Raw genomic sequence first — 23345 nt, 5'->3', positions numbered from 1 at the left:
GTCACCCGCGCACGAGCGCGTCCCACAGCGCCGCCGGGATCTCGGCCCCTCGCCCTGCGACGAACGCCTCGACCTCGGCGGGCGTGCGAGCGCCGACGACGACGGCGTCGGCGCCGCGGCGCAGGGGGAACTGCACGGCGGCGTCGGCCAGCGCGACGCCGTGCTCGCGGCACAGCGCCTGAAGCCGGCGCGCCCGCTCGATCTGGTCGGCATCCGCCGGTCGGTACTCGAAGAACGGCGCGGTGTCTGGGTCGGCGAGGATGCCCGAGTTGAACACGCCGGCGGCGATCACCCCGATGCCGCGTGCCTCGGCCAGGGGCATCAGGCGCTCCTCTGCCGACCGGTCGAGCAGCGTCAGCCGCCCGGCCTCCATCACCACGTCGAGGGGAGCCGACGCGACGAAGCGCTCGAGAGGCTCGAGGCGCCCGAGCCCCACGCTGATCGCCCGCACCACCCCTTGGGTGCGCAGCTCCGTCAGCGCCGTCATCGCTCCAGAGAGGCCGGCCTCGACATCGAGCGGGTCGTGCAGGTGCAGCACATCCACGCGGTCGGTGCCCAGGCGTGCAAGCGAGCCCTCGAGGCTGCGCCACACGCCATCACGACTGAGATCGGTCACCGACGACGAGCCGGTGGCGCCGGGGGCGACGGGCGAGCCGTCGGCATCCAGGAGGCGGCGGCCGACCTTGGTGGCGAGCACCACCTCATTCCGCGGCACACCTCGCAGAGCGAGGCCCAGCTTGCGCTCGCTCTCGCCGTCGCCATACAGGGGCGCGGTGTCGAAGAACCGCACCCCCAGAGACAGCGCCGTCTCGATCGTCGCCACCGCATCGGCGTCCGTCACCGGGGTGAACAGGTTGCCGATCGGCGCGCACCCGAGACCGAGGTCGTCGTGTGCGCCGGCGACGGGCGTCAGCGGGCGGAGCTCTGCAGCGAACGCCATGCCTCGTACTCCTCACGGCTGTCGGGGGTCAGGGGGTAATAGTCGCTCAGACGCGCGCCCTCGTCGAGGCGCTGGCGGCTGAACACCTCCCATTCCTCGTGATCGCGCGCCGAGGCGACCACCTGCGGTGCCATCGCCTGCGGTACGACTACCGGACCGTCGTCGTCGGCGACGATGAGGTCGCCCGGCATGCACAGGGCGCCGCCGACGGCGACCGGCACGTCGTACGCCCACGGAGCGAGCTCGGACTGGGAGGCATAGTGCGGCGTCTCGCCCGTGCACCAGACGGGGATCCCGAGCTCGCGGATGCGGGCCGCGTCGCGGATGCGCCCGTCGACGACGATCCCCGCGCCGCCCTTGCGCATGAAGTAGCGGACCAGGATGTCGCCCAGGCAGCCCGAGAAGCGGCTGCCATAGGCCTGCACGACCAGCACATCGCCGGGCTGCACGGCTTCGAGCACGTGCCAGAGCGCGGTGTGACGCTCGGCGTACTCCTGCTCGACGCCGGCCGTCGGGTCCTGCGGCAGCGCGAGGTCCTCGCGCTGCGGCATGAACTGCAGGGTCAGAGCGGAGCCGACCACCCGCGTGCCGGTCGTCAGCGGCCGTGGCCCGTCGACGAAGGTGCGGCGGATGCCGAGCTGATGCAGCTTCGCGCACGCCGTCGCTGAGGAGATCGAGGCGAACTCGTCGATCACGGCCTCGTCGGTGCGGCTGTACTGCGATCCACGCACGGGCAGGGGGAAGTCGGGCCGGATCAGGTCGTCGCTCATGGCTGTCCTTCGAAGGTGAGGTGGCGGGGCGAGCCGGTCGCCCGCGCGATGGTCAGGTCGAGGTCGGTGCCGTGCGCGGGAGGGAGCACGACGACCAGATCGTCGTCGCAGTCGACGGTGGCGAGCGCGACGGCCCCTATCGGCGAGGCGTATGTGCCGGATGCGCCGGGGTGGCCCGAGGAGTCCTCGACGGCGGCGGCGGCCCGCACGATGCGGTCGAGGCCGAAGCGCCCGCCGCGCAGCCGCACGGTGCGGGTGTGCACGATCGAGGTGTTCACCAGTCGCACGCCGACGCCGTCGGCGTCGAGCCGGTGCACGAGCGCCGCCACGTCGTCGGGCAGACCGGGTCGTGCGCGATCGACGTCTTCGTAGCGCAGCGCAGTGTGCCCGAGCCCGCCGTTGTACAGCACCTGAGGCGCCCCGCCGATGAGCTGCGTCAGTACCTCGGTGACCACCGGGTTCACCCGCTGCCAGAAGTGCAGGTGGGTGGCATCGGGGTCCTGCGCATCACCCAGCATCATCGCGGTGCGCCTGGCGACCTGCCCCAGCGCCATCTCGAGGGCGCGCTCCGGGTAGTCGGGCAGGCGGCCGGAGAGGAAGTCGAACCAGCCCGCCTCGTGGCCCGCCTCCGTCTTGTCGCGGAAGGGGGCGATGCGGTCGGCGGATGCGGGGATGCCAGCGATCGCGCGTTCGAGGCGCTCTCGGTCGGCGTCCGAGCGCGTCCACCACCAGAGCCACACCGGCACGTCGAGCTGGAGCGGGCCGAAGTCGAACCAGCCGTCAGCCCCGTGGCGATACGGCACCAGCATCCCTTGTTCCTGTGCGGCGGCGCCGAAGCGCGCCGTCCACCCTCCGCGGAGGCTGTACGAGCTCTCGGCGACCGAGCCGGAGCGCGCCTCCGCGAGCAGAGTGTCGAGCATGGTGCGCACGAGATCGAGAGCCGCGTCGTCGCGACTGATGAGGGCGTGATTGAGCGCTCCGATGAGAGCGCTCATCCCCACCGAGTGGAAGCCGTGCGGCCAGGTCCAGCCGTAGTGCCCGCCCCACCAGCGACCCTCCTGCATCGATCCGGCCACGCCGTCCGGTCCGACGCTGTCGGGCATGATGCTGTCGCCTGTGCGCTCGCGCCAGCCGTCGACGTAGCGCCGGATCCACGCGGCAGCGGTGTCGTCGCCGTCGTACAGCCAGGCGTTCGCGGCGAGCGAGGTCGCCGCGAGATTCACGGCGATGTCGCCCTGCGCACGTCGATGCATCTCCTCCGACATCCGCAGCGCCTTCTCGGGGTCGGCGAGGTCGTCCCAGGTGCGGATGCCGTCCAGGCCGTGGATCGGCAGCCCGTAGGGGCGCATCTCGGCACGATCGGCCGAGTAGGGAACGACCGTGTCGTCGAGACCAGGCCGGGCGCCAAGGGCGCCGTTGTGCGGAGCGCGGAGAACATTGTGCTCGGCGTCGTAGTTGCCCTGCGCGGGGTCGATGAACAGGCGCGCGAAGCGCCGCGCGCGCGTCGCGTACCGGGCATCCGCCGGATCGGCGGCGCAGATGCCGGCGAAGAACAGCAGCGACTCGCCCTGGTGGAACCAGTCGTAGCCGTTGTCGTACTCGTCGGTCAGCATGCCCGCCTCGGTCAGCTGAGCCGTCACGCCCTCCCAGACGCGCTTGCTGTCGGCGAGAGCCTCATCCGGCCCGCCCAGCAGGTAGAACGCCGGCCAGTTGAAGAACGGCTCGTACAGGTCGTCGACCCCGTCACGGTCCTCGAACTCGGCCACCCCGCGCAGCCGTCCGTCGGGTGTGGTGTAGCGATCGCGGAACACGCGTCTGGCCTGCTCGACCTCGTCGAAGAGGCGTCGCTGCAGCACCGCCCAGGCAGGGATCGAGCGCAGCGGAGCGGAGAGGGGGGTCATGGTCATCCCTTCGTCGCACCGGCCACGAGGCCGCCGATGATGTGCCGCTGCATGACGATGAAGAACACCATGGCAGGCAGCACCGCGAGCAGCAGGGTCGGGAACACCTGCGTGTAGTCGGTCGAGAACTGGCCGACCGCGGCGTATACGCCGGTCGTGACCGTGTAGATGCCCGAGCTCGGCCCGAGGATGATCTGCGGGCTGACGAAGTCGTTCCACACGCCGATCGAGTTGAGCACGACGATCGTCGCGACGACCGGCTTCATGATCGGGAAGATGCACGACCAGAACGCGCGCACCGGTCCTGCTCCGTCGAGCGCCGCCGCCTCGTCGATGTCGCGGGGCACGCTGCGCAGATACGCGCTGAACAGGAAGATCGTGACAGGCAGCGTCGCCGCGGTCTCGAACAGGATGAAGCCGGGGATGGTGTTGATCAGTCCCAGCATCCGCAGCACGAAGACCACAGGGATCAGCGTGACCTGACCGGGGATGAACAGGCCGGAGACGAACAGCAGCAGCAGACCAAGATGCCACTTCGAGCGGCCGCGCGCGATCACGTAGGCGACCGGAGCCGACAGCAGGATGCAGAAGATGTTGACCACCACGACGAACAGCAGTGTGATGCCGTACGCGGCGATGACGTTGAACTTGCTGCTGGTGATCGCCGCCCACAGGAAGTCGAGGGTGAAGCTCTGCGGGGTGATCAGCAGGGGGCTCTCGATGATGTCCTTCTGCGGCTTGAAGGCGTTGATCACCATCGTGTACATGGGGATCAGCATCGTGATCGCCACGACTCCGAGCACGAGCCAGCGGATGCCGCCGACCAGTGCCGAGGGGCGGTTGCGCGTCTGCCGGATCATCAGTCGACCGCCTTCTGCTCTGCACGGCGGCGCACCAGCGTCACGCCGAGGCCGATCACGGCCGTCACGATGAGGAGCACGATCGACTGCGCGGCGCCGAATCCCAGCGCCGAGTTCGCGAACGAGTCCTTGAGGATCTGGTAGACGATCGTCTGGGTCGAGCCCGCCGGTCCGCCGTCGGTCAGCGACAGCACGACGTCGTAGGCCTTGAGCAGCCCGACCAGGGTCAGCACGATGTTCACGGTGAACACCGGTGCGATCAGGGGGACCGTGATCGAGCGGAACTGCTGCCAGCGCGATGCGCCGTCCACCGTCGCCGCCTCGTAGTACTCGGCGGGCACCGACTTGATGCCGGCGAGGAAGAGGATCATGTTGAAGCCGAAATGCGACCACACGATGGTGAAGATCACGCTCGCCTTCGCGAAGGTCGGGTCGGTGAGGAATGGCATGGCCGGAAGGCCGAAGGAGGCGAGCATCCCGTTCACCGCGCCGGTCGGGGCGAGCATCGCCGACCAGATGAAGCCGATGATCAGTGAGCTGATCACGTACGGGTAGAAGAAGATCGTCCGCAGAATCGTGTTCGAGCGCCCCGGTCCCGAGATCAGCGCGGCGATCGCGAGACCGACCAGGTTGCAGAACAGCGTGCCGACGAGGGCGATGACGCCCGTGAACACGGCGGCCGAGATCGAGCGGGGGTTGCGGAAGGCCCTGGCGTAGTTGTCCCAGCCGACGAAGTCGAAGTTGAGGCTGTAGCCCGTCCAGTCGGTGAAGCTCAGCACTCCGGCAAGGATCATCGGGATGACGAACATCGCGAGGAACACCGCCACGGCGGGAGTGGCCATGATCAGGCCGGGGACGCGGCGCCGCCAGCGCTGCGCGGCGCCGCTGCGACGCTGCGGGGCGATCGTCGAGCTCATGCGTCGAGGCTCCTGTCGGGGGTGGGGCGTGCGTGTCCCGGGGCGGCGGGCGCCCCGGGACACGGAGGGCAGATCAGCCCGCGTTCGCAGCGAACCAGGCATCCATCGCCTCGACGACGTCGGCGGCCGACGTGCCGCCCATCAGCGCCTGCGTCTGGGTATTGATCTCGTTGGCGTAGCCGTCGGGCAGGGTGCGCTCGCCGTAGCCGCCGCCGGTGGGGGTGTATGCCTCAGCCGGGGTGTCGGCGACGATCTGCAGCAGCTCCTTGCCGAGGTCGGTCATCTCGTACTCGTAGCCGTCGCGGAAGTTGCCGTCGACCTCGAGCTGATCGGCCACCGCCGTCTTGTCGGTGGTGAGGTACTCGATCAGCTTCGCCGCTGCGTCCTGGTGCTCGCTCACCTTGAGGATCGAGTACGGGCTGGCGATGTTCGCGCCCATCGCCGGCTGCTCACCGGCATCCATCGCGGGCGCGCGGAAGACGCCGATCTCGGCCGAGTCCGCTGCCTTCGCCTGCGATCCGGCGAACCAGCTGCCCATGGAGTAGATCGCGGTCTTGCCCGAGAGGAACGACTGCTCGGCATCCGGGTACTTGATGCCCAGCGCCTCCTTCGGCACGTAGCCCTGCTTCACCCAGTCCGAGAAGACCTCGATCGCCGGGCCGTAGGTCTCACCGAAGGTGACCTCGCCGGCCGACATCTGCTGGTACCACTTCGGGTTCTCTGCGATCACCGAGGGCAGGGCGAGCGACTGCAGGGTGTGGCTCGACATCCAGTCGCCGCCCTCCTGGATCGGAGTCCAGCCGGCGTCCTTGAGCTTGCCGAGCGCGGCGGTCAGATCGTCGACGGTCTCGGGGAGCTCGGTGATGCCCGCCTCTTCGAAGGCGGTCTTGTTGTAGAAGAACAGGCTCTGCAGCTGCACGCCGATGCCGGCCATGAGGTACTTGCCGTCCATCGAGTACTGCTCGGCGAGCGGGCCGTTCTTGGCCCATTCGTACTGCGAGAGGTCGACGAGCTCGGGGGCGAGCTTCCCGTTCGGGGCGAGGGACTGGACGATGTCGGGGGCGTCGCCGGATGCCAGCAGACGGGGCACGGCGGCCGCGACGCCCTCGGCGCCCGGGTCCTGGATGACGACGTCGATGTTCTCGTTCGCCTTCTCGAACGGGGCGACCAGGTCGTTCCAGAACTCCTCGGTGAGGTTGGGCGTGACGTTCACGAGCATCCGCAGGGTGACCTTCTCGTTCGAGTCACCGCCCTCGCCGGCGCCGGCGCTGCCGCTGCAGCCCGCCAGGGCGAGTGCCGCGACGGCGGTGATGCCGACCGCGGGAAGAAGTCGAGCCTTGATCATCATTGATCCTTTCGGGGGTGGGTGCTGCTCAGGAGATTACACTAATCGATAATCGTTTGTGAAGTGCTCCGGACGGCGTCCATGGGTGGGGGCATCCGCCACCCGCGGCGCGTGCGGGTCTCGGCGGGCGCTGGCCCGGGCGGGCGCTGGCCCGGGCGGGCGCTGTCCGCCGTGCTCGTTCAGGTCGCCAATTCGGCCCGCTGACTCGGGCACGTGCTTGTTCGGGTCGCGATTCGGCCCGGCCGCCTGTCGTTCAGGTCGCACTTCGGCCCGCTATTCGGGGTTCTTTCCGTGGCGGATCGCGACCTGAACGTGGATGGTCCGGCGGATGCGGGCCGGGACGGGGCGGCGCGGGGCGGCGCGGGGCGGGGCGGGGCGGCGCGGGGAGGGGCGTGTGAGGGTGCCGGCGCGCAGCGGCGGGGTCAGTCGCGGGCGCGTCGCGCGCGGTACGCGGCGACCGCATTGCGGTTCGCGCAGGTGGTCGAGCAGTAGCGCTTCGATCGATTGCGCGACAGGTCGAGCGCGATGGCCTCGCAGTCGGCGTCGTCGCACACCGCGATGCGGCTGCCCTCGTCTGCACGGATGACGTCGATCATCGCCATCGCGGTCTCGATCAGTATGCGTTCGGCCAACGGATGGTCGTCGCCGACCGCGTGCAGGTGCCAGTCGATGCCGTCGTGGCGTCGCAGCTGAGGCGCGAGAGTGCTCTCGGCGAGGGCCGCGTTCACCTCGGCGACCATCTGGTCGCGAGGGGCGAGCAGCATGGTCCGCAGGCGTCCGCGCAGCTCGCGAAGGGCTGTGACCTCGGCGGCGTCGCGGTCGATCCGGCCCGTGTAGGGGAAGAGCGAGAGGAACGCGCGCTCGTCGGCGATCGTCGTGAGGGTGTCGGGCTCCTGGGCGGAGTTCACCAGCCAGACGGCCGATCGCAGAGCGCCCTCGGTGTCATCGGTGAAAATCATGTTGACACCTTACATGGCGCGGGGATAGTGTCACATCTCATGAGCACCGTCGTCGATGACATCCGCCTGCCGGCCGCGCGCCGCGGGGTCAACATCGGTCTGCTCTTCGCGCTCGGCGCTGCGTTGTCGTTCGGCACCTCAGGCGTCTTCGCGCGCGGTCTGATCGACGCCGGCTGGACCCCCGGCGCCGCGGTCACCGTGCGCATGTGGGTCGCGGCGATCGTGCTTCTCGTGCCCACCCTGATCGCGTTGCGCGGCCGCTGGGCCATGGTGCGCAAGAACGCCGGGATGATCGTGATGTACGGCCTCCTGGCCGTCACGACCGCCCAGCTCTGCTACTTCCAGGCGGTCGCCGTGATGGATGTCGGCATCGCCCTGCTCATCGAGTACACCGCTCCGATCGCGGTGATCCTCTGGCTCTGGGTTCGGCGCGGTGAGCGCCCGAGCCGGCGCAGCATCATCGGCGCCGTGATCGCGTTCGCGGGACTCGTGCTCATGCTCGACGTGCTGACCGGCGGCGACGTGAACGTCGGCGGCATCCTCTTCGCCCTCGGCGCGATGGTGGGTGCGGCGACCTATTTCGTGCTCTCGGGGCGCGGCGACACCGGCCTGCCGCCGATCGCCCTCGCCGGCCTGGGTCTGCTGATCGGCTCGATCGGCCTGACGGTCGCCGCGGTCGTCGGTGTGCTGCCCTTCGCGTGGACCACGGCCGACGTGGAGTTCCGCGTGATGACCGTGCCGTGGTTCGTCCCGGTGATCGCGGTCGGGGTCATCGCGACGGCTCTCGCCTACGGCCTCGGCATCGCCTCGACCCGCATCCTCGGCTCGCGGCTGGCGTCGTTCATCGCGCTGTCCGAGGTGGTCGCCGCGATGGTGTTCGGCTGGCTGATGCTCGGGCAGGTGCCTGGGCCCGTGCAGGCGATCGGAGGGATGCTGGTGCTCGCCGGCGTCATCATCGTCAAGCTCGGCGAGTCCGGAGTGACGGCGCCACAGCATCCGGTTCTGCCTGAGGCCGGCCGGCCAGAATCCGACCAGCAGGAGACCGCCCGGTCGCACCCTGACCAGCCCGAGCCCGACGACCCCGAGGCGGATCGCCCCGACGACCCCGAGGCGGATCGTCCCGAGGGCGACAGGCTGCCCGCAGCCGTCTCGCCGTAGCGCCGACGCTGGCCCTCTCGTCGCGCCCCGCATCTCACCGAAACCTGCACGTGGCGCCGAGACCTGCAGTTGCAACCGCAGGTCTCGGCGGCACGTGCAGGTCTCGGCGTGCCGAGGGGATCGCGCGGCGGGGTCAGGCGATGCGGCGGCGGTACGCGCGCATCGCGAACAGGTACGCGACGACCAGGATGCCCACGCACCAGGCCAGCGCGATCCAGATCTCCGCCCCCACCGGGCGTCCGGCGAACAGCGCCTGGATCGAGTTCACGATCGACGTGACCGGCTGGTTCTCAGCGAACCAGCGCACCGGCCCCGGCATCGTCTGGGTCGGCACGAACGCGGAGCTGATGAACGGCAGGAAGATCAGCGGGTACGAGAATGCGCTCGCTCCGTCGACCGTCTTGGCGGTCAGCCCTGCGATCACCGCGAGCCAGGTGAGGGCGAGGGTGAACAGCGCCAGGATGCCCAGCACCGCCAGCCACTCGAGCACGCCGGCCGAGGTGCGGAAGCCCATCGCGAACCCCACCCCGAAGATGATCGCGACGGTCACGCCGTTGGCGACGAGCGATGTGAGCACATGCGCCCACAGCACGCTCGACCGAGCGATCGGCATGGAGTGGAACCGCTCGAAGATGCCGCCCTGCAGATCGGTGAACAGCCGGAACGCCGTGTAGGCGATGCCGGACGCGATCGCGATCAGCAGGATGCCGGGAAGCAGATAGTCGACGTAGCTCGCGTCTCCGATGCTCTGGCGCAGCGCACCGCCGAAGACGAACGTGAACAGCAGCATCAGCGCGATCGGGGTGACTGCGGTCGTGATGATCGTGTCGGGGCTTCGGAAGATGTGCCGCAGCGAGCGGCCGGTGAGAGTGGCGGTGTCCGCCAGTGCGTGGGTGGTCATGCTGCGTCCCTCCTTGTGACGGCGAGGAAGATCTCCTCGAGAGTGGGCTGCTTCTCGACGTACTCGACCTTCGCGGCGGGCAGCAGGCCCTTCAGCTCGGCGAGCGTGCCGTTCGCGATGATGCCGCCCTCATGCAGAATCGCGATGCGGTCGGCGAGATGCTCCGCCTCGTCGAGGTACTGCGTGGTGAGCAGCACGGTGCGTCCGGAGCCCGCGAGCTCTTTCACGATGTCCCACACCTCGATGCGGGCCTCGGGGTCGAGGCCAGTGGTCGGCTCGTCGAGGAAGATCACCTCGGGCTCGCCGACCAGGCTCATCGCGATGTCGAGTCGGCGGCGCATGCCGCCGGAGTAGGTGCCGGCGCGCCTGCTGCCGGCATCCGTCAGCCGGAATCGGGTGAGCAGGGCATCCGCCACCCCGCCCGGGTCGGGGAGGTGCCGCAGTTTCGCCACGAGGACGAGGTTCTCGCGGCCGGTGAGCACTTCGTCGACGGCGGCGAACTGACCGGTGAGGCTGATCGCCTCCCGCACGCGCCGAGCATCTCCGGCCACGTCGGAGCCGAGGACGGATGCCGTGCCGGCGTCCGCCGGCAGCAGCGTCGACAGGATCCTGACCAGCGTCGTCTTGCCGGCGCCGTTCGACCCGAGCAGGGCGAAGATGCTGCCCTGTGCGACGTCGAGGTCGACTCCGCGCAGCACGGCGAGATCGCCGTAGGACTTGCGGATGCCGCGGACGCGGATGGCGCTGGTGGCTGCGTCGTTCATGATCGTTCCCCTTCTTCTCGTCGGGCGGTCTCGATCGCCTCGGCGAGGCGGGCGCGCTCCTTGTCGATCCAGCGGGTGCCGGCGTACGACTGCGCGAAGGTCTCGGTGAAGTCGACGGGGTCGTCTCCCGTGATCTCGCCCACAGGGATGCCGTCGATCGCGGCCCGCTCCCACAAGTCGGCGAGGTCGACGAACATCTGGGTGAGGGTGTCTCCGTCGGTGACGCCGCCGTAGTACAGCAGGTAGCGGTGCATCGCCGTGGCGGCGGTGCGATGCGGTTCGGGCAGTGCGTCGATGCGGCCCTTGGCGTTCTTGTACTGCTTCTTCTGCTCGAGCGATCCGGTGAGCGCTTCGATCCACTTGGCGGCCATGTCAGTTCTCTCCTTCAGGGGCGGTGTTCGTCTTGTCGGTGTCGGTGTCGGTGCCGGTGTCGGTGTCGGGGGAGCGGAGCTGGTCGATCCGCTCTGTCAGGAAGGTCCACGTGCTCCAGAACTCCGCGAGCTCCTGCGCGCCCTGCGCGTTGAGGGTGAACACCTTGCGCGGTGGTCCCTTCTCGCTGGGCACCTTCTCGACGTCGACGAGGCCCTTCTGCTCGATGCGCACGAGCAGTGCGTACACGGTGCCCTCTGCGATCTCGACGAAGCCGCGGTCGCGCAGCTGCGTGGTGATCTCGTATCCGTATGCGGGGTGCCCCGCGAGCAGGGCGAGGACGATTCCCTCGAGCGTGCCCTTCAGCATCTCGGTCATCTGCTTGCCCACTTCGACCCTCCCTACCAGTACTCAGTGATGTTGACTACTGGTACATAGTAACACTGAGTAGCGGGAGTGCAAGAGTGAATCGAGCTCGGTTTATGTATACGCAAGTTCATGCAGGTGCAGAGATTCTGGCATTCGGTCGCCTTTGTGTATACGCTCGCGGTATGAGCACCATCGTCGACCGCGTCAGAGCGAGCGACCGCGCCTACCAGACGCTGCTCGAAGAGATCCAGTCGGGGACCCTCTCCGCAGGCACCGTGCTCGGCGAGGTCGAGCAGGCGACGAGGCTCGGCGTCAGCCGCACGCCCATGCGCGAGGCGCTGCGCCGCCTCGCCGCCGACGGCCTCGCCGTGCAGCAGTCCCCGCGCGTGACCGTCGTCGCGGGGCTCGATGCCGACGACATTCGCGCCCTGTTCGAGATCCGCCGTGCTCTCGAAGAGACCTCGGCCCGCCTCGCCGCCCAGCGGGGGGATGCCAGGGCCTTCGCCGCTCTCGCCGACGAGTTCGCCGATGTCGACCTCGACGGCGATGAGGGCCGCGACGCGTACTACGCCCTCATCGCCCGCCTCGATGCCCAGCTCGACGCCGCGGTGGGCAACGACTACCTCTCATCGGCCCTCCGCACCGTCCGCACCCACCTCGTGCGCGTGCGACGGATGGCTCGCGACAAACCCGAGCGGCTCGCCGCCTCGGCGCGCGAGCACCTGCTGATCGCCCGCGCCCTGGCATCCCGCGACGCGGATCTCGCCGCCCATGCCACCCACGTCCACCTCCACAACGCTCTCGAGAGCATCCTGCAGTCCCTCACGGAAGGAACACGATGACCGTCAACCACCACGTCCGCGTCTACCGCTCGGAAGAAGAGCTTCCCCGCGAGGAGCAGCTCGCCTGGAAGATCGCGCAGGTCGCCGTCGACCCCGTCGAGGTCGAGCCGGAGGTGGTCGACATGATCATCAACCGCATCATCGACAACGCGTCGGTCGCTGCGGCATCCCTTACCCGCGGCCCGATCAACGCGGCCCGCGCCCAGGCGTTCAGCCACCCCGTCTCGACCGGCGGCAGGGGAGCCACCGTGTTCGGCTGCACCCTCGATGAGCGCACCAGCCCCGAGTGGGCGGCATGGGCGAACGGCGTCGCCGTGCGCGAGCTCGACTACCACGACACCTTCCTCGCCGCCGAGTACTCGCACCCCGGCGACAACATCCCGCCGATCGTCGCCGTCGCCCAGCACACGGGAGCCGACGGCCGCGCGCTCGTGCGCGCCCTCGCCACCGGCTACGAGATCCAGGTCGATCTCGTGAAGGCGATCTCGCTGCACAAGCACAAGATCGACCACGTCGCGCACCTCGGCCCGTCGGCGGCAGCCGGCATCGGCACCCTGCTCGGCCTCGACGCCGAGACCATCTACCAGGCCATCGGCCAGGCGCTGCACACGACCACCGCCACCCGTCAGAGCCGCAAGGGCGAGATCTCGACCTGGAAGGCGCACGCCCCGGCCTTCGCAGGCAAGATGGCCGTCGAGGCCGTCGACCGTGCCATGCGCGGCCAGACCTCGCCGTCACCGATCTACGAAGGCGAAGACGGCGTGATCGCCTGGATGCTCGACGGCAAGGACGCCTCGTACGAGGTGCCGCTGCCCGCGGCAGGCGAGCCGAAGCGCGCGATCCTCGACACGTACACCAAGGAGCACTCGGCCGAGTACCAGGCGCAGGCGATCATCGACCTCGCGCGCCGCCTCGGCACCGCGCGGCCCGAGCTGCGCGACCCGGCGAACATCGAGTCGATCGTGCTGCACACCAGTCACCACACGCACAACGTGATCGGCTCGGGCGCGAACGACCCGCAGAAGTACGACCCGACCGCATCGCGCGAGACGCTCGACCACTCGATCCCGTACATCCTGGCGGTCGCACTGCAGGACGGCACCTGGCACCACGTCGACTCGTACACTCCCGAGCGCGCCGGGCGGGCAGACACCGTCGAGCTGTGGAACAAGATCACCACCGCGGAGGACCCGGAGTGGACCCGCCGCTACCACTCCATCGACCCCGCCGAGAAGGCGTTCGGCGGACGCGTGGAGATCACGCTGACCGACGGCACGACGGTGGTCGATGAGATCGCCGTCGCCGACGCGCACCCGCTGGGCGCCCGCCCCTTCACGCGCGAGAACTACATCCGCAAGTTCCGCATCCTCGCCGAGCCCGTGCTCGAGGTGGCCGAGATCGAGCGCTTCCTGTCGCTGGTGCAGAGGCTCCCCGAGCTCACCGCCGACGAGGTGCAGGAGCTCTCGATCGTCGCGAAGCCGCGCCTGCTGGCATCCGCCGACGCCCCGAAGGGCCTGTTCTGAAAGTCTGACCCGCCGTCGAATCGCTCAACTGGCCCGTTGTCGGCTGGTTTCGCCGCCAGTCGAGCTATTCGAAAGCTGAAGGAGGTTCTCATGCTGTACTCCACCACTCCGGCGCACGAGAAGCGCCGGGCGTTCCGGGAGCGGCTCGCGTCGGGTGAGCTGCTGCGGTTCCCCGGCGCGTTCAACCCGCTCAGCGCGCGACTCATCGAGCAGAAGGGGTTCGAGGGCGTCTACATCTCGGGTGCCGTCCTCTCGGCCGACCTCGGCCTTCCCGACATCGGGCTCACGACGCTCACCGAGGTCGCCGGGCGCGGCCAGCAGATCGCGCGGATGACCGAGCTGCCGGCGATCATCGATGCCGACACCGGATTCGGCGAGCCGATGAACGTCGCCCGCACGATCCAGGCCCTCGAAGACGCCGGCATCGCCGGAGCGCACATCGAGGATCAGATCAACCCGAAGCGCTGCGGGCACCTCGACGGCAAGTCGGTCGTCGACGAGGACACGGCCGTCAAGCGCATCCGGGCTGCGGTCGACGCACGACGCGACCGGAACTTCCTCATCATGGCGCGCACCGACATCGCCGCCGTCGACGGACTCGAGGTCGCGAAGGACCGCGCCAAGGCGCTGGTGGATGCCGGGGCCGACGCGATCTTCCCCGAGGCGATGCGCTCGCTCGAGGAGTTCGCCGCGATCCGGGATGCCGTCGACGTGCCGATCCTCGCCAACATGACCGAGTTCGGCAAGAGCGACCTGTTCTCGGTCGACCAGCTGCGCGATGTCGGCGTGAACATCGTGATCTGGCCGGTCTCGCTGCTGCGCATCGCGATGGGCGCGGCCGGTCGCGCACTCGATACCCTGAACGACGAGGGGCACCTGACCTCGAAGCTCGGCGAGATGCAGCACCGCGCCGATCTCTATGATCTGATCGACTACGAGTCGTACAACCACTTCGACTCGGGAGTCTTCAACTTCACCATCGAGAAGGGCTGAGCGCATGACCGATGAGATCCGGAAGGGCCTGGCCGGCGTCGTCGCCGACGTGACGGCCATCAGCAAGGTCAACCCCGAGACCAACAGCCTGCTCTACCGCGGATACCCGGTGCAGGAGCTCGCGGCGACCCAGTCGTTCGAGGCCGTCGCCTACCTGCTGTGGCATGGCGAGCTGCCGACCGATGCGCAGCTGGCGGAGTTCCGTGCGACCGAGCGCGCTCACCGTGCCCTCACGCCCGAGGTCAAGGCGGCGATCGACGCCCTGCCGCTCGACTCGCACCCGATGGACGAGGTGCGCACGGCGGTCAGCGTGATCGGCGCCTTCGAGACCGCGGGCACGGGCAACGTGCTGGATGCCGTGGGCACCCCCGAGCAGAACCTGCAGCGCAGCCTGCAGCTGTTCGCGGTGCTGCCGGCCGTGGTCTCGTATGGCCAGCGCCGGCGCCGCGGCCAGGAGCTCGTCGAATCGAGGGACGACCTCGACTATGCCGCGAACTTCCTGTGGCTGACGTTCGGAGAAGAGCCGCACGAGACGGTCGTCGACGCGTTCAACCGCTCGATGATCCTGTACGCCGAGCACTCGTTCAACGCATCGACCTTCACCGCCCGCGTGATCACCTCGACCCTGAGTGACCTGTACTCGGCGGTGGTGGGTGCGATCGGCGCGCTCAAGGGCCCGCTGCACGGCGGCGCCAACGAGGCCGTGATGCACATCTTCGACGAGATAGGGTCGGCCGACCAGGTCGTGCCCTGGCTCGATAAGGCGCTCGCCGAGAAGCGCAAGATCATGGGCTTCGGCCACCGCGTGTACAAGCGAGGCGACTCGCGGGTGCCCACAATGAAGGCTGCCCTGGACTCGCTCGTCGAGCACTACGACCGCCCCGACGTGGCCGAGCTGTACGAGACGCTCGAGAGCGAGTTCGTCGATCGCAAGGGCATCTACCCGAACCTCGACTACCCGTCGGGCCCGGCGTACAACCTGATCGGCTACGACACGCTCACCTTCACGCCGCTGTTCATCGCGGCGCGCATCGTCGGCTGGACGGCGCACATCGCCGAGCAGCAGGGCGCGAACGCGCTGATCCGCCCGCTGTCGGCGTACAACGGCGTCGACGAGCGTCATATCCAGGCCTACGTGCCCGACACTGCGGCGATCGACGTGCAGGAGCGCCCGGAGGAAGCCGCCGGCTGACCGGCATCCCGATTCGCTGCGGCCGGCGATAGGCGCCGGCGCCTACTGCCGGTCGCGGGGGTGGGTGCCGGTGCGCTCGCCGGTCTCGAGCGCGGCGACGGCGGTGAGATCGTCGGCGTCGAGGTCGAAGCCGTCGAGATCGAGATTCTGACGCAGACGATCCGGATGCACGGACTTGACCACCGCGGCTCCGCCCAGCTGCAGATGCCAGCGCAGGATGACCTGGGCGACCGACACCGAGTGCTTCGCCGCGATGCCGGCCAGGGTGGGGTCATCGAGCAGCCGCCCGCGACCGAGCGGACTCCACGCCTGAGTGACGATGCCGTGCTCTGAGTGGAACGCGCGCAGCTCATGCTGCGGCAGCCACGGGTGCGATTCCACTTGGTTGAGTGCGGGGGCGACGCCGGTGTCGTCGATGAGACGACGCAGGTCGTCGATCTCGAAGTTGGCGACGCCGATCGTGCGCACGCGCCCCTCTTGCTGCAGCTCGATGAGTCCGCGCCAGACCTCGACGAACGTGCCCCGCGTCGAGCGCGGCCAGTGGATCAGGTACAGGTCGAGCGGCCCGATGCCGAGGTCGTGCTCGGACTGCGCGAAGTCGGCGAGCGCCTGCGCCCGGCTCTGCACAGGGTCGCCCCAGAACTTCGAGGCGACGAGCAGCTGGTCGCGGCGCCCTGACTCGCGGATGGCCTCGCCCAGCTCGCGCTCGTTGCGGTAGAACTGCGCGCCGTCGACCAGCCGGTAGCCGGCCTCGATCGCGGCGAGAGCCACCTCGGCGGTCTGCTCGACCGGCACCTTGTAGAGGCCGAAACCGAGCGCCGGAAGCCGGGTGCCGTCTGCGAGGGGGAACGATGCGGGCATGCCGACATCCTCACACGGCGCGGCGCACCCTGGAGGCCGGCTCGTCGCGTCCGGCGCGTGGGGTGCGCCGGGGTCGGGAGAATCACTCCGCACAGGTCTTGTGGACGCCATTGTGATACCGGTAACATCCGAGGCAGCTGATCCCATGCCGTGGCATCCGTCGTATCTCGAGGAGGAGAGACCCGCACCGAACCCGGTGGCCCGGCCCCAGCTGAGACAGCGGCTCCGCCGCCGGCCGTCCGGCCGATCCCCACCGCCGTCCTCGGCGCGTCCTCTCGGCACCCCGTGCCGCAGCGGCCTCAGGCCGGTGCTCGAGTGCGCGTGCGCTCTGTCGCGCCCATGAACGGCCGATGCAGTAGAAGGAGTACGTACACGTGAGAACAATCGACAACGACGTCCGCCGCGGGCGGCGTCGATCGGCGCGTCGCGTCGCCGCCCTGGCGGGCGTGACGGCACTGATCGCCTCATCGGCGGTCGCCATCGGCCAGTCTGCTTCGGCGACGCCGGTCGCCCTCGCCCCTCAGGCCGTCGTGGCGGCCGGTCCTGAAGTGCCGCCGGTGCCGGGCAACCTGCTGCCCGATGGCCGCTTCGCCGGCGACTACGCCGGATGGACGAACACCAGAGGCGGGACTCTCGCCCTCAGCACGGATGCCGCCAGCGGCACGCACTCGCTGGCCGTGACGGGGCGCGAGAACACCCAGTCCGGTCCGTTCGCGAACGTCAGCGGACGACTCGAGACGGGGGCCACCTACCGGATGAGCGGCAAGCTGAAGTACACCGAGGGCGCCGACACGCAGCGGTTCAACTTCACCTTCTGCCCGACGAACTTCAACGGCTGCGCCGATTACGGCACCACGTTCACCAAGGGCGAATGGGGCTCGTTCACCCAGCAGTTCACGGCCGAGGCCAAGCACGCCGCCGCGGGCTGGTTCTTCGTCGAGACCCCATGGGGATCGGGTGCGCTGCAGGACTTCGCGGTCGACGAGCTCTCGCTGATCAAGATCGCCGACGCCCCGGAGCAGCCGGCCTTCACGAGCCTCGAGAAGGTGCAGACCAAGCCGATCGGCGACCACAACCCGCTGGTCGGCCACAAGTTCGGCGCAGACCCGCACCACCTCGTCTACAACGGCCGCCTCTACATCTACTCCACCGACGACACGCAGCAGTACGAGGCGAACAGCAAGGACGCCAACGGGCTGCCGACGCAGTCGAACGGCTACGGTGCGATCACCCGGCTCAACGTGATGTCGACCAGCGACATGGTCAACTGGGTCGACCACGGTGCGGTGCCGATCGCGCGCGAGGGCGGTGCGGCGCCGTGGGCCCGCAACTCGTGGGCACCCGCGGCCATCGAGAAGGACGGCAAGGTCTACCTGTACTTCTGCGATAGCGGCACGGGAACCGCCGTGGTCGTCGGCGGCTCGCCGCTCGGCCCGTGGACCGATCCGCTCGGCAAGAAGATCATCCCCGACACCGTGTCGCGCGACTACATCGCCTCGGGCGGATTCCCGGCGGGCATGTGGCTCTTCGACCCTGAGGTGTTCATCGACGACGACGGTCAGGCGTACCTCTACTTCGGCGGCAACTCGCAGATCGGCACCGCGCCGAACGTGCAGGGCCCGCAGAACCCCAAGTCGACCCGCGTGGTCAAGCTGAAGGACGACATGGTCACCCTTGACGGCGACCCGGTCGAGATCGACGGCCCCGGCATGTTCGAGGCATCGAGCATGTTCAAGCGCGACGGCAGGTACTACTACTCGTACTCGTCGAACTTCCAGGTGAAGGCCGAGGCGGGCAAGTACCCGAGAACCGGCGCCATCGCCTACATGATGACCGATGACCCGATGGACCTGCCGGCCTCGAAGTACGCAGGAGAGGCGTTCCTCAACCAGTCGACGTTCTTCGGTGCGGGCAACGGGGGCAACAACCACTCCGACATGTTCGAGTTCAAGGGCGAGACCTACTTCACGTATCACGCGCAGACGCGCGGTGCGGCATGGGCTGCGGCTCTCGGCACACCCGGGTCGACCCAGGGCTATCGCTCGGTGCACATCGACAAGCTCGAGTTCAACGAAGACGGCACCATCAAGCCGATCGTCGGAACGCGCGCCGGTGTCGAGCAGGTCGAGGCCTTCGACCCGTACCGAACGTTCGAGGCCGAGACACTCGCCTGGCAGCTCGGACTCGCCGTCACCAAGACGGATGCCTCGTCGGTCGAGTTCCCCGAGCACAACGGCGGCGGCAACATGGTGCTGTCGAAGGTCGACGATGGCGATTTCGCGGGTATCTCGGGTGTCGACTTCGGCGCCGGCGCGAAGACGGTGTCCGCCCGGGTGAAGCCGCTCGTCGCGGGCGGCAGCGTCCAGGTGCGACTCGACCAGGTCGACGGCCCGGTCGTCGCTGAGATCCCGCTCACGGGAGCGCTCGGAGAGTGGACCACCGTGCAGGCCGATGTGGAAGGGGCGACCGGAGAGCACGACGTGTTCTTCGTGTTCGCCGCCCCGGAAGGCGCTGAAGACGGTGCCGGCCTCGTCGAGGTCGACAACTGGGCGTTCGAGCGCGACATCGCGCCGGCGCTGCCCTTCACCGTCGAGGTCACCGATCGCTGCCTGGCGGGCAAGTTCATCAGCCTGACCATCCGCGTGACCAACGGCGCCGCCGTGCCGGCTTCGTTCACGGTGGAGACGCCGTACGGACGCCGGGGCATCGGCGCGGTCGACGCCGGTGCCGCTGCGTCGACGGTGGTGAACACCAAGCGGGCCGTCGTGCCCGAAGGCGTGATCACCGTCTCCGCTACCGCCGTGGTGGACGGCGAGCGGGTCGACCTGACGCAGGAGATCGCGACACCGGTCGCGCGCTGCGGCTGATCGCGATCCGCGATCGGGGCCGGCCGGAGTACGCTCCGGCCGGCCCCTCATTGTGCCGCCCGAGTCGTTCCCGATAACATCGCGAGAAGCACGCTCGACGGAGGACCGCATGGCGAACGTCGGTTCAGACAAGCCGAACATCAGGCAGGTCGCGACGATCGCGGGTGTCTCGCACATGACGGTCTCGCGGGTGCTCAACGACTACCCGAACATCAAGCCCGAGACGCGACGTCGCGTGCTCGAGGCGATCGAAGAGCTCGACTACCGTCCGAACCTCGTCGCGAGGGCTCTGGCCACGCAGCGCAGCCAGCGCATCGGCGTGATCGTCGAGAGCGCAGTGGCGCACGGGCCGACCAGCATCCTCCGGGCCGTCGAGCTCGCCGCCCGCGGCGCCGGCTACTCCGTGACGCCCGTCGCGCTACTCGAAGGCGACCCGTTGACCCCGCAGGACGCGGTCGACAGCCTCACCACTCAGGGGGTCGATGCGATCTGCGTGATCGCCCCTCGGTCGTCGTCCGTGGCCGCCCTGCGCCGCGTCGCCATGAGCGTGCCGATGCTGGTGATCAAGGCGGATGCCGATCCCACGTTCCTCACGGTGTCGATCGACCAGAACGCGGGAGCCGCGCTGGTCGTCGACCACCTCGTCTCTCTCGGCCACCGCGACATCCTGCACGTATCGGGACCTCTCGACTGGCTCGACGCCCGTGCCCGTGAGCGGGCCTTCCACACCAGGGCGAAGTCGTGGGGAGTGCGCGAGCGGCCGATCGTCGTCGGCGACTGGAGCGCGGACTTCGCCTACGATTTCGCCATCGGCCTGAAGCGACTGCCCGACTTCACCGCCATCTTCGCCGCGAACGATGACACCGCGATCGGCCTCATCCACGGCCTGCACGACCGCGGGTTCGACGTTCCGGGCGACCTCAGCGTCGTGGGCTTCGACGATGTGCCGCTGGCCCGGCACTTCCTGCCGCCGCTGACCACCGTCCGCCAGGATTTCGAGGCGCTGGGCTCGGCCGCGGTCGAGATGCTGCGCGCGGCCATCGAGAAGCGCGAGATCCCCCAGGTCACGCGCATCCCCACCGAGCTCGTCGTGCGCGAATCGACCGCGCCGCCGAGGGAGGTGCGGTGACCGCCTCGCCCGTCGACCCCATCATCGAGATGCTCGGGATCACGGTCGACTTCCCCGGCATGCGTGCGCTCGACGACGTCGACTTCCGGCTCTTCCCCGGTGAGGTGCACGCCCTCATGGGCGAGAACGGCGCGGGCAAGTCGACGCTGATCGGCGTGCTCACGGGCACGCGGCGCCCTGTCGCAGGCATGCTGCTCGTCGACGGGGATGCGCGCGAGTTCTCGGGCGTCGCGGCCAGCCGCGCGGCGGGAATCGCGACCGTGTTCCAGGAGGCGCAGCTGAGCCCGAACCTCAGCGTCGCCGAGAATGTGATGCTGGGGCGTGAGCGCCGGGGCCGCTTCGGCATCGACTGGCGCCGCACGAGGGCGGATGCCGCTCGGGCGCTCGCCCGGCTCGGCCTCGACGAGCTCGACCCGCGCACACCGCTGACTCAGCTGTCGCCCGCGCAGAAGCAGCTGGTCGCACTGGCGCGGTCCGTCGTCGACGAACCACGGGTGCTGGTGCTCGATGAGCCGACTGCGAGCCTCGACCAGGCAGAGGTCGCGACGCTCATGCGGGTGATCCGCGGACTGCGCGACGGCGGCACGGCCATCCTGTTCGTGTCGCACTTCCTCGAGCAGGCATTCGCGATCAGCGACCGGATGACCGTGCTGCGGGGCGGCAGGAAGGTCGGCGAGCACGCCACGCGCGACCTTGAGCGCGCCGACCTCATCTCGCAGATGCTCGGCAAGGACATCGACGGGCTGCGCGCCCTCGGGTCGGAGCGCAAGGCGCACCACTACCAGGCGGAGGGCGAGCCGGCGCTCAGGGCCGAGGGCATCGGCCGTCGCGGAGTGCTCGCGCCGACCGACGTCGAGGTGCACCGAGGTGAGATCGTCGGATTCGCCGGGCTGCGCGGTTCCGGCCGCACCGAGCTGGCCTCGCTGCTCGGCGGAGCGCTGCGCCCCGATGCAGGCGACCTGCAGGTCTCTGGCGAGCGGGTCGCTCTGCGCAGCCCGTCGGCGGCGCTGCGCAGGCGCATCTCGCGGTCGAGCGAGAGCAGGCGCACCGACGGGATCGTCGCCGGGCTGACCGCGCGCGAGAACATCCTGCTGTCGCTGCAGGCGGTGCGCGGGTGGACTCGTCCGGTGTCGAGGGCGGAGCAGGCCGGGCTGGTGGATGCCTGCATCGACGCGCTCCATCTCGACCCTGGCGAGCTCGATCGTCCGGTCGAGCTGCTCTCGGGCGGCACCCAGCAGAAGGTCATGCTCGCCCGGGCGCTGATCGTCAGGCCCCATGTGCTGATCCTCGACGAGCCGACACGCGGCATCGACGTCTCGGCGAAGCTGGAGATCCAGCGGCGCGTCAGCCGGCTGGCCGCCGAGGGGACCGCCGTGGTGTTCATCTCGTCCGAGCTGGAAGAGGTCGTGCGGCTGAGCGATCGGATCCTCGTGCTCAAGGATCGCGAGAAGATCGGCGAGCTGAGCAACGGGCCAGGAGTCACGGTCGACACGGTCGTCGAGATGATCGCCGCCGACCACGCCTGACGGCGCCGGCGGTCGCCGCAGAAACATCTCTTGTGTTCAGCGGAATGTTCCCGGTAACATCCTTGCCAGGACGCACCCACGTCCTGCGAACCCACATCGGACCATCACGGTCCACCCGGGCGGCACCCGGTCTCAAGGAGGAGAACAATGTCTGCAAAGAGGCACATCACAGCGGTACTCGGCTTCGCCGCGGTCGGCGCTCTCGCGCTCGGCCTGACGGGCTGCAGCGGAGGGACGGCCGATGCGGATGCGGGCGCCGACGGCGGCTCGGGCGATCTGATCAACGTCGGGTTCGTCGCGGTCGGCCCCGAGGGCGGCTGGCGTCAGGCGAACGAGCAGAACATCAAGGACACGTTCACAGAGGAGGCCGGGTACGAGCTCAGCTACGCACCAGCGGCGAACCTCGACCAGAAGTCGCAGATCGACAGCTTCACCGCCTTCGTCGATGAGGGCGTAGACGTGATCCTGCTCTCGGCGACAGAGGCCACCGGCTGGGAGGACTCGCTCAAGCTCGCGCAGGAGGCCGAGATCCCGGTCATCCTGCTCGACCGCGGCATCGAGCCCGACGATGACAGCCTGTACGTCACCCGCATCGCGCCCGACAACGTCGAGGTCGCCAAGGAGGTCGGCGCCTGGGCGGCGAGCGCCTTCCCCGACGGCGGCAACTACGTCGTGCTCGAGGGCCCGGCCGGTGTCGGCGTCGTGAACGAGCGCAACAAGGGCTTCGAAGAGGGCCTGGGAGGCGCGCAGCTGACCAAGGTCGACGCGCAGACGGCGAACTGGTCGACGGAAGAGGGCAAGAGCGTCCTCGAGACCATGCTCAAGGCCAACGGCAACGACATCCAGTTCGTGTTCGCGCAGAACGACGAGATGGGTCTCGGAGCCGCTCAGGCCGCAGAAGAGGCCGGTCTCGTCGTCGGCGAGGACATCAAGATCGCCACGATCGACGGCACGAAGAATGCGATCCAGGCGCTCGCCGACGGCAAGCTCAGCTACGTGCACGAGTACAACCCGCTCTTCGGCGAGACCGCGCTCGAGGTCGTGCAGAAGGCGCTCGACGGCGAGGACGTCGAGCCGTACATCATCGTTCCGAGCGAGGCGTTCGACTCGGCCGACGCGGCGAAGGCCGTGCTCGCCGACCGCAAGTACTGACCGGGAG

Annotated in this window: 21 protein-coding genes; 9 read left to right on the top strand and 12 right to left on the bottom strand. The window is 69.1% G+C overall.

The window, feature by feature from the left end; all coding sequences use genetic code 11:
* Position 1: 1 nt before the first annotated feature.
* The 7 genes from JOE67_RS06635 to JOE67_RS06605 form a co-directional block, all read right to left on the bottom strand.
* Entirely contained in the window at positions 2-940 is a 939-nt protein-coding gene (locus JOE67_RS06635; RefSeq protein WP_204974704.1) for an aldo/keto reductase, read from the bottom strand.
* Positions 910-1710: an RraA family protein gene (locus tag JOE67_RS06630; RefSeq protein ID WP_204974703.1), complete on the bottom strand. Its 801-nt coding sequence runs from the start codon at positions 1708-1710 to the stop codon at positions 910-912. Before JOE67_RS06630 ends, JOE67_RS06635 begins: the two co-directional genes overlap by 31 nt.
* Positions 1707-3611 carry a DUF8034 domain-containing protein gene (locus JOE67_RS06625; RefSeq protein ID WP_239528018.1) on the bottom strand — a complete coding sequence of 635 codons (1905 nt, stop codon included), beginning with the start codon at positions 3609-3611 and terminating at the stop codon, positions 1707-1709. Before JOE67_RS06625 ends, JOE67_RS06630 begins: the two co-directional genes overlap by 4 nt.
* 2 nt (positions 3612-3613) lie before the next feature.
* Complete coding sequence (locus tag JOE67_RS06620; protein ID WP_239528016.1) at positions 3614-4471, bottom strand: carbohydrate ABC transporter permease; 858 nt, start codon at positions 4469-4471, stop codon at positions 3614-3616.
* On the bottom strand, positions 4471-5388 hold the full coding sequence (locus JOE67_RS06615; protein ID WP_204974701.1) for a carbohydrate ABC transporter permease: 918 nt from the start codon (positions 5386-5388) through the stop codon (positions 4471-4473). Before JOE67_RS06615 ends, JOE67_RS06620 begins: the two co-directional genes overlap by 1 nt.
* 73 nt (positions 5389-5461) lie before the next feature.
* Entirely contained in the window at positions 5462-6733 is a 1272-nt protein-coding gene (locus JOE67_RS06610) for an ABC transporter substrate-binding protein (RefSeq protein WP_204974700.1), read from the bottom strand.
* A gap of 422 nt (positions 6734-7155) precedes the next feature.
* Complete coding sequence (locus JOE67_RS06605) at positions 7156-7692, bottom strand: CGNR zinc finger domain-containing protein (RefSeq protein WP_204974699.1); 537 nt, start codon at positions 7690-7692, stop codon at positions 7156-7158.
* A 39-nt stretch (positions 7693-7731) separates the two neighbouring features.
* On the opposite strand from JOE67_RS06605, the gene JOE67_RS06600 reads away from it, so the two are divergent.
* A complete protein-coding gene (locus tag JOE67_RS06600) occupies positions 7732-8850 on the top strand; it encodes an EamA family transporter (RefSeq protein ID WP_204974698.1) in 1119 nt (372 codons plus the stop codon).
* Positions 8851-8983: 133 nt separating this feature from the next.
* On the opposite strand, the gene JOE67_RS06595 is transcribed toward JOE67_RS06600, so the two are convergent.
* From JOE67_RS06595 to JOE67_RS06580, 4 genes are read right to left on the bottom strand one after another with little or no spacing between them, the layout of a single operon-like run.
* On the bottom strand, positions 8984-9751 hold the full coding sequence (locus JOE67_RS06595; RefSeq protein WP_204974697.1) for an ABC transporter permease: 768 nt from the start codon (positions 9749-9751) through the stop codon (positions 8984-8986).
* Positions 9748-10515 carry an ABC transporter ATP-binding protein gene (locus JOE67_RS06590; protein WP_204974696.1) on the bottom strand — a complete coding sequence of 256 codons (768 nt, stop codon included), beginning with the start codon at positions 10513-10515 and terminating at the stop codon, positions 9748-9750. Before JOE67_RS06590 ends, JOE67_RS06595 begins: the two co-directional genes overlap by 4 nt.
* On the bottom strand, positions 10512-10886 hold the full coding sequence (locus JOE67_RS06585; protein ID WP_204974695.1) for a DUF1048 domain-containing protein: 375 nt from the start codon (positions 10884-10886) through the stop codon (positions 10512-10514). Before JOE67_RS06585 ends, JOE67_RS06590 begins: the two co-directional genes overlap by 4 nt.
* Before the next feature lies 1 nt (position 10887).
* Positions 10888-11274 carry a PadR family transcriptional regulator gene (locus JOE67_RS06580; RefSeq protein WP_338041524.1) on the bottom strand — a complete coding sequence of 129 codons (387 nt, stop codon included), beginning with the start codon at positions 11272-11274 and terminating at the stop codon, positions 10888-10890.
* 161 nt (positions 11275-11435) lie between these two features.
* Between JOE67_RS06580 and JOE67_RS06575 the strand changes: the two genes are divergently transcribed.
* The 4 genes from JOE67_RS06575 (at position 11436) to JOE67_RS06560 (ending at position 15803) form a co-directional block, all read left to right on the top strand.
* Positions 11436-12095: a GntR family transcriptional regulator gene (locus JOE67_RS06575; protein ID WP_204974694.1), complete on the top strand. Its 660-nt coding sequence runs from the start codon at positions 11436-11438 to the stop codon at positions 12093-12095.
* A complete protein-coding gene (locus JOE67_RS06570; protein WP_204974693.1) occupies positions 12092-13618 on the top strand; it encodes an MmgE/PrpD family protein in 1527 nt (508 codons plus the stop codon). Before JOE67_RS06575 ends, JOE67_RS06570 begins: the two co-directional genes overlap by 4 nt.
* A gap of 90 nt (positions 13619-13708) precedes the next feature.
* Positions 13709-14611 carry a methylisocitrate lyase gene (prpB, locus tag JOE67_RS06565; RefSeq protein ID WP_204974692.1) on the top strand — a complete coding sequence of 301 codons (903 nt, stop codon included), beginning with the start codon at positions 13709-13711 and terminating at the stop codon, positions 14609-14611.
* Positions 14612-14615: 4 nt separating this feature from the next.
* On the top strand, positions 14616-15803 hold the full coding sequence (locus JOE67_RS06560) for a bifunctional 2-methylcitrate synthase/citrate synthase (protein ID WP_204974691.1): 1188 nt from the start codon (positions 14616-14618) through the stop codon (positions 15801-15803).
* A 42-nt stretch (positions 15804-15845) separates the two neighbouring features.
* Here the strand turns inward: JOE67_RS06560 and JOE67_RS06555 are convergent, their stop codons facing one another.
* A complete protein-coding gene (locus JOE67_RS06555) occupies positions 15846-16664 on the bottom strand; it encodes an aldo/keto reductase (protein ID WP_204974690.1) in 819 nt (272 codons plus the stop codon).
* 374 nt (positions 16665-17038) lie between these two features.
* Here JOE67_RS06555 and JOE67_RS06550 point away from each other — a divergent pair, with 374 nt between their 5' ends.
* The 4 genes from JOE67_RS06550 to JOE67_RS06535 all read left to right on the top strand — a co-directional run bounded on the left by JOE67_RS06550 (position 17039) and on the right by JOE67_RS06535 (position 23338).
* A complete protein-coding gene (locus JOE67_RS06550) occupies positions 17039-19531 on the top strand; it encodes a family 43 glycosylhydrolase (protein ID WP_338041523.1) in 2493 nt (830 codons plus the stop codon).
* Between the two features lie 109 nt (positions 19532-19640).
* Positions 19641-20660 (top strand): LacI family DNA-binding transcriptional regulator, encoded by a 1020-nt coding sequence (locus JOE67_RS06545; RefSeq protein WP_204974689.1) that lies wholly within the window; start codon positions 19641-19643, stop codon positions 20658-20660.
* Positions 20657-22186: a sugar ABC transporter ATP-binding protein gene (locus JOE67_RS06540; protein WP_338041522.1), complete on the top strand. Its 1530-nt coding sequence runs from the start codon at positions 20657-20659 to the stop codon at positions 22184-22186. Before JOE67_RS06545 ends, JOE67_RS06540 begins: the two co-directional genes overlap by 4 nt.
* 147 nt (positions 22187-22333) lie before the next feature.
* Positions 22334-23338, top strand: coding sequence for a substrate-binding domain-containing protein (locus tag JOE67_RS06535; protein WP_204974688.1), 1005 nt, complete (start codon positions 22334-22336; stop codon positions 23336-23338).
* Positions 23339-23345 lie beyond the last annotated feature (7 nt).

It is taken from the genome of Microbacterium esteraromaticum (genome assembly GCF_016907315.1).
GTDB classification, from domain to species: Bacteria; Actinomycetota; Actinomycetes; order Actinomycetales; family Microbacteriaceae; genus Microbacterium; species Microbacterium esteraromaticum.
This window is presented reverse-complemented; position numbering and strand designations above follow the sequence as displayed.

Excerpts from the sequence above, each read along its gene's own strand:
- JOE67_RS06635 (WP_204974704.1), bottom strand. The coding sequence starts at position 940 with ATGGCGTTCGCTGCAGAGCTCCGCCCGCTGACGCCCGTCGCCGGCGCA.
- JOE67_RS06630 (WP_204974703.1), bottom strand. The coding sequence starts at position 1,710 with ATGAGCGACGACCTGATCCGGCCCGACTTCCCCCTGCCCGTGCGTGGA.
- JOE67_RS06625 (WP_239528018.1), bottom strand. The coding sequence starts at position 3,611 with ATGACCCCCCTCTCCGCTCCGCTGCGCTCGATCCCTGCCTGGGCGGTG.
- JOE67_RS06620 (WP_239528016.1), bottom strand. The coding sequence starts at position 4,471 with ATGATCCGGCAGACGCGCAACCGCCCCTCGGCACTGGTCGGCGGCATC.
- JOE67_RS06615 (WP_204974701.1), bottom strand. The coding sequence starts at position 5,388 with ATGAGCTCGACGATCGCCCCGCAGCGTCGCAGCGGCGCCGCGCAGCGC.
- JOE67_RS06610 (WP_204974700.1), bottom strand. The coding sequence starts at position 6,733 with ATGATCAAGGCTCGACTTCTTCCCGCGGTCGGCATCACCGCCGTCGCG.
- JOE67_RS06605 (WP_204974699.1), bottom strand. The coding sequence starts at position 7,692 with ATGATTTTCACCGATGACACCGAGGGCGCTCTGCGATCGGCCGTCTGG.
- JOE67_RS06600 (WP_204974698.1), top strand. The coding sequence starts at position 7,732 with ATGAGCACCGTCGTCGATGACATCCGCCTGCCGGCCGCGCGCCGCGGG.
- JOE67_RS06595 (WP_204974697.1), bottom strand. The coding sequence starts at position 9,751 with ATGACCACCCACGCACTGGCGGACACCGCCACTCTCACCGGCCGCTCG.
- JOE67_RS06590 (WP_204974696.1), bottom strand. The coding sequence starts at position 10,515 with ATGAACGACGCAGCCACCAGCGCCATCCGCGTCCGCGGCATCCGCAAG.
- JOE67_RS06585 (WP_204974695.1), bottom strand. The coding sequence starts at position 10,886 with ATGGCCGCCAAGTGGATCGAAGCGCTCACCGGATCGCTCGAGCAGAAG.
- JOE67_RS06575 (WP_204974694.1), top strand. The coding sequence starts at position 11,436 with ATGAGCACCATCGTCGACCGCGTCAGAGCGAGCGACCGCGCCTACCAG.
- JOE67_RS06570 (WP_204974693.1), top strand. The coding sequence starts at position 12,092 with ATGACCGTCAACCACCACGTCCGCGTCTACCGCTCGGAAGAAGAGCTT.
- prpB (WP_204974692.1), top strand. The coding sequence starts at position 13,709 with ATGCTGTACTCCACCACTCCGGCGCACGAGAAGCGCCGGGCGTTCCGG.
- JOE67_RS06560 (WP_204974691.1), top strand. The coding sequence starts at position 14,616 with ATGACCGATGAGATCCGGAAGGGCCTGGCCGGCGTCGTCGCCGACGTG.
- JOE67_RS06555 (WP_204974690.1), bottom strand. The coding sequence starts at position 16,664 with ATGCCCGCATCGTTCCCCCTCGCAGACGGCACCCGGCTTCCGGCGCTC.
- JOE67_RS06545 (WP_204974689.1), top strand. The coding sequence starts at position 19,641 with ATGGCGAACGTCGGTTCAGACAAGCCGAACATCAGGCAGGTCGCGACG.
- JOE67_RS06535 (WP_204974688.1), top strand. The coding sequence starts at position 22,334 with ATGTCTGCAAAGAGGCACATCACAGCGGTACTCGGCTTCGCCGCGGTC.